Origin of the sequence: Streptomyces sp. Isolate_45 (genome assembly GCF_024721315.2) — a bacterium.
Classification (GTDB): domain Bacteria; phylum Actinomycetota; class Actinomycetes; order Streptomycetales; family Streptomycetaceae; genus Streptomyces.
Map to the genome: position 1 here is coordinate 1 of NZ_JANFAK020000316.1, position 3,417 is coordinate 3,417.

The 3,417-nt window shown below is 70.4% G+C and carries 3 protein-coding genes; 1 reads left to right on the top strand and 2 read right to left on the bottom strand.

Features of this window, described 5'->3' with window-relative positions; genetic code table 11:
* Positions 1 to 42: 42 nt before the first annotated feature.
* Positions 43 to 522: a hypothetical protein gene (locus NOD94_RS40605; RefSeq protein ID WP_281211264.1), complete on the bottom strand. Its 480-nt coding sequence runs from the start codon at positions 520 to 522 to the stop codon at positions 43 to 45.
* Entirely contained in the window at positions 519 to 2,264 is a 1,746-nt protein-coding gene (locus NOD94_RS40610; RefSeq protein ID WP_281211265.1) for a hypothetical protein, read from the bottom strand. Before NOD94_RS40610 ends, NOD94_RS40605 begins: the two co-directional genes overlap by 4 nt.
* 356 nt (positions 2,265 to 2,620) lie before the next feature.
* On the opposite strand from NOD94_RS40610, the gene NOD94_RS40615 reads away from it, so the two are divergent.
* Positions 2,621 to 3,322 (top strand): phosphoadenylyl-sulfate reductase, encoded by a 702-nt coding sequence (locus NOD94_RS40615; protein WP_281211266.1) that lies wholly within the window; start codon positions 2,621 to 2,623, stop codon positions 3,320 to 3,322.
* Positions 3,323 to 3,417: the final 95 nt, after the last annotated feature.

A 3,417-nucleotide genomic window follows, 5' to 3' on the forward strand; every position in this document is an offset into this window, starting at 1 on the left:
ACCACAATATTCAATTTTTTATGTTTTTCATACTTGTGATGTTCATCTCCCGCCGGCGCGCGCCGCCCGGCCGGTGTCCACCGCCAGCGCGGCGACGGCGCCGCCCGACGACACCCACACCTGCCCCGGGCCCGCCGGAAGCTCCACCGGGACCCAGGTCAGCGCGGAGCCGGGCCGGGGCCCGCCCTTGGCGAGCCGGCCCCGGTCGGTGCCCGCCGAGGCCTCCTCGGCGCCGACGGCCACCAGGTTGAAGCCCGGCCGGTTCGGCACGACCATCACCGGCACCTGCTTGCCGCCCAGCCCGAGCGAGCCGAGCAACGGCCCGCCCAGCGCCCCGACGGGGCCGCCGCCGCGCGGCAGCGGCGACCCCGCCGAGACCCCGGCCAGGACCGTGCAGGCCACCGCCGCGGCGAAGTACGCCGACACGCTCGCGCGCCGCCGCAGCAGGCCGCGGCGCAGCAGCAGTACGCCCAGCGCCAGGGCGGCGGTCAGGACGACCGCCGCCAGGAGGACCGCGCTCACCGTCGTACGACGCCGTCGCTGACGACGAACAGGACGCCGTGCGGCTGGCTGTCGCCGTAGTCGCCGTGCGGCCAGGAGGCCCGGTTGAAGCCGACGCACGCCTTGCCGGTGTGCTCGTCGCGGAACGACCGGTCGAGGCTCACCTTGCCGCGCCGGTCGAGGTCGAACATGCACACCCGGTGGTCGCCGCCGCCGCCGAACGAGCCGGCGACGAAGTAGTTGGCCACCGCTATGCGGCTGACGTTCCGCGTCTCGCGGTACACGCCGTCCGCGCCCCGCTTGAAGTTGTCCATGGCGCCCCAGTGCGGGCCGCCCGAACTCACGTCACGGATCGGTACGGTGCTGACCAGCTCCGGGCAGTCCCGCTCGCGACCGCCGCGCGCGGCCTCGTTCAGGTCGTCGATGGAGCACTTGGCGCCCGTCCCGGCGGCGAGGAGCTTCTGGATGTCCAGGACGTAGATCATGCCCGTGGTGTCGTCCAGCGGCTTGCCGTACGGCACCGACTGGCCCATCACCGTGTGGAAGAGGAACCGGTCGTCGGGGCTGACGGCCAGCCAGCTCGCGTTGTCGCCGCTGCCGGTCACCCCCGGGTCGCGCCGGAAGCTGCGGTAGGCCGTCGTGTCGTCGAAGACCTCCTTCCACTGCGGGGCGGGCGCGGTGATGTCCGGGGTGTAGAACACGGCGCCGCCGGCCATCGAGGACACGAACGCGCCCTTGTTCCCGGGCCGGTTGGTCAGCGCGGTCTCCATGACCACCCGCGACTCGCGGAAGAACGCCCGGGGCTCCTGCGCGCCGCGCGGACCGTCGGCGACCTTGGACACCGAGCGCAGCGTCGGGTTGTTCCGGTCGGCGATGTCGAAGACGCGGACGGTCTGGCGGGCCAGGTTCTCCCGCAGTTCAGAATCGGGCGTCATGAAGTTGCGGGCCTCGGCGAAGTCGCTGGCCACCATCACGTTCAGGTCCTCGCGGACGGCGATGCCGTGCGGGTTGGCGCAGCTCGCGGCGGGCAGCGCCGGGACGTTGCCGCACTGCGCGGGGTCCTCGCCGCCCGCGGTCGCCGCGGGGATCTCGGCGAGGGTCTTGCCGTCCTCGCCGATCCGGACGATCTCACCGGGCGACCCGGCGGCGCCGTTGCCGACGCGCACCTCGCCGTTGGTGTAGGTGCAGGGGCCGGTCACGTTCGGGCCGCCCATGTACGTCCCGTACGCGGTGCCGTCGCTCAGCACCTGATAGGCGTCGGGCAGGGTGCCGCACGGGGTGTCGACGGTCGTGTTGACCCCGGCGATCGTCAGCGCGGGCAGCGCCTTCGCGTCGAAGACGAACGTCGTGTCGCTCATGATGCCGCCGGCGTAGATCCGGTCGCCCTTGTGCCACACGTACTGCATGTGGTGCGGCTCGTTGCCGTTGTTCGGACCGATGGTGACGGTGTTGGCGACCTTGCCGTACGACGGGGAGCCCGGGGTGGCGTCGATGACGGCGAGGAAGTCGGGCGCCGGCTGCTTCGCCGGACCCGACCAGACGAGCATCCACTGCCGACCCGGACCCTTGGAGGCCGGCACGAGGTGGTTCGTCGCCGTGTAGGTGACGCCGTCGCTGCCCTGGAAGCTGGAGGTCCAGGTCTCCGGCGTGCCGGCGGCGGCGGGTTCCGCTCCGGTGAGCATGGAGGCGGTGAGTCCCACCGCCGACAGACAGAGTGCGAGGCGGCGTATCAGCCTTCCTCGGCGCAGTCCTTGCAGGCTCATTTCTCCGCGTGCCCTCTCCGGGGGTATCGGCCGGAATGCGTAAACCGGCCGGTCGGTGGCTGATTCGGTTTCGGTGAACGGCAATTCCTGGCCCGCCGGCCAGCACGGGATTCTGTGCTATTTCCGGCCCACTATGGCACAGGGGTGCTGGCGGTCCGCTGATGCCGGACTTACCGCGCGCTGACCGCGCTCCACAAAAACCCTGAACGAGACGAAATCCCTGGTCAACGCCTTGTTCGGGTGGAAAATGCCGCTGATCAGCGGACCGTCAGTGAATTATGTGCCGGGACGGCTAATCTCGGCGGAGCGATTTATGTCCGCTCGCCGCGTTCCCCTTTTCATCAAGGAGCCGCCGGATGGCGACGACTCACGCAGACGGAGATCTCGCCACGCTGGCCGAACGGGCGGGCCGGGAACTCGAAAATGCTACCCCGCAGGAAATTCTGCGCTGGGCGGCCGATACCTTCGGGAGGAAATTCTGTGTGACGTCCTCGATGGAGGACGCGGTGGTCGCCCACCTCGCCTCCCGGGTTCGCCCCGGGGTGGATGTGGTGTTCCTCGACACGGGTTACCACTTCGAGGAGACGATCGGGACGCGGGACGCGGTGGGGGCGGTGATGGACGTCAACGTCATCACGCTGACCCCGCGGCAGAGCGTCGCGGAGCAGGACGCCGAGTACGGGCCGCGGTTGCACGAGCGGGATCCGGACCTGTGCTGCGCGCTGCGGAAGGTCAAGCCCCTCGAAGAGGGCTTGACCGGGTACCGGGCGTGGGCGACGGGTTTGCGGCGTGATGAGTCCCCGACCCGGGCGAACACGCCGGTGGTCGGTTGGGACGAGAAGCGGCGGAAGGTCAAGGTGTCGCCGATCGCCCGTTGGACGCGGGACGACGTGGAGGCCTACGTCGCCGAGCACGGTGTGCTCACCAATCCCCTGCTGATGGACGGCTACGCCTCCGTCGGTTGTGCCCCGTGCACCCGCCGGGTCGCGGAGGGCGAGGACGCCCGGTCCGGCCGGTGGGCCGGTCTGGGCAAGACCGAGTGCGGGCTGCACGGCTGATGACGAACACCACGAACGCCACGAACACCACGGAACCGACGGAGAAGAAGCGGATGAGCGTGAGCGACCAGGGTGCCACCGTGTGGCTGACCGGG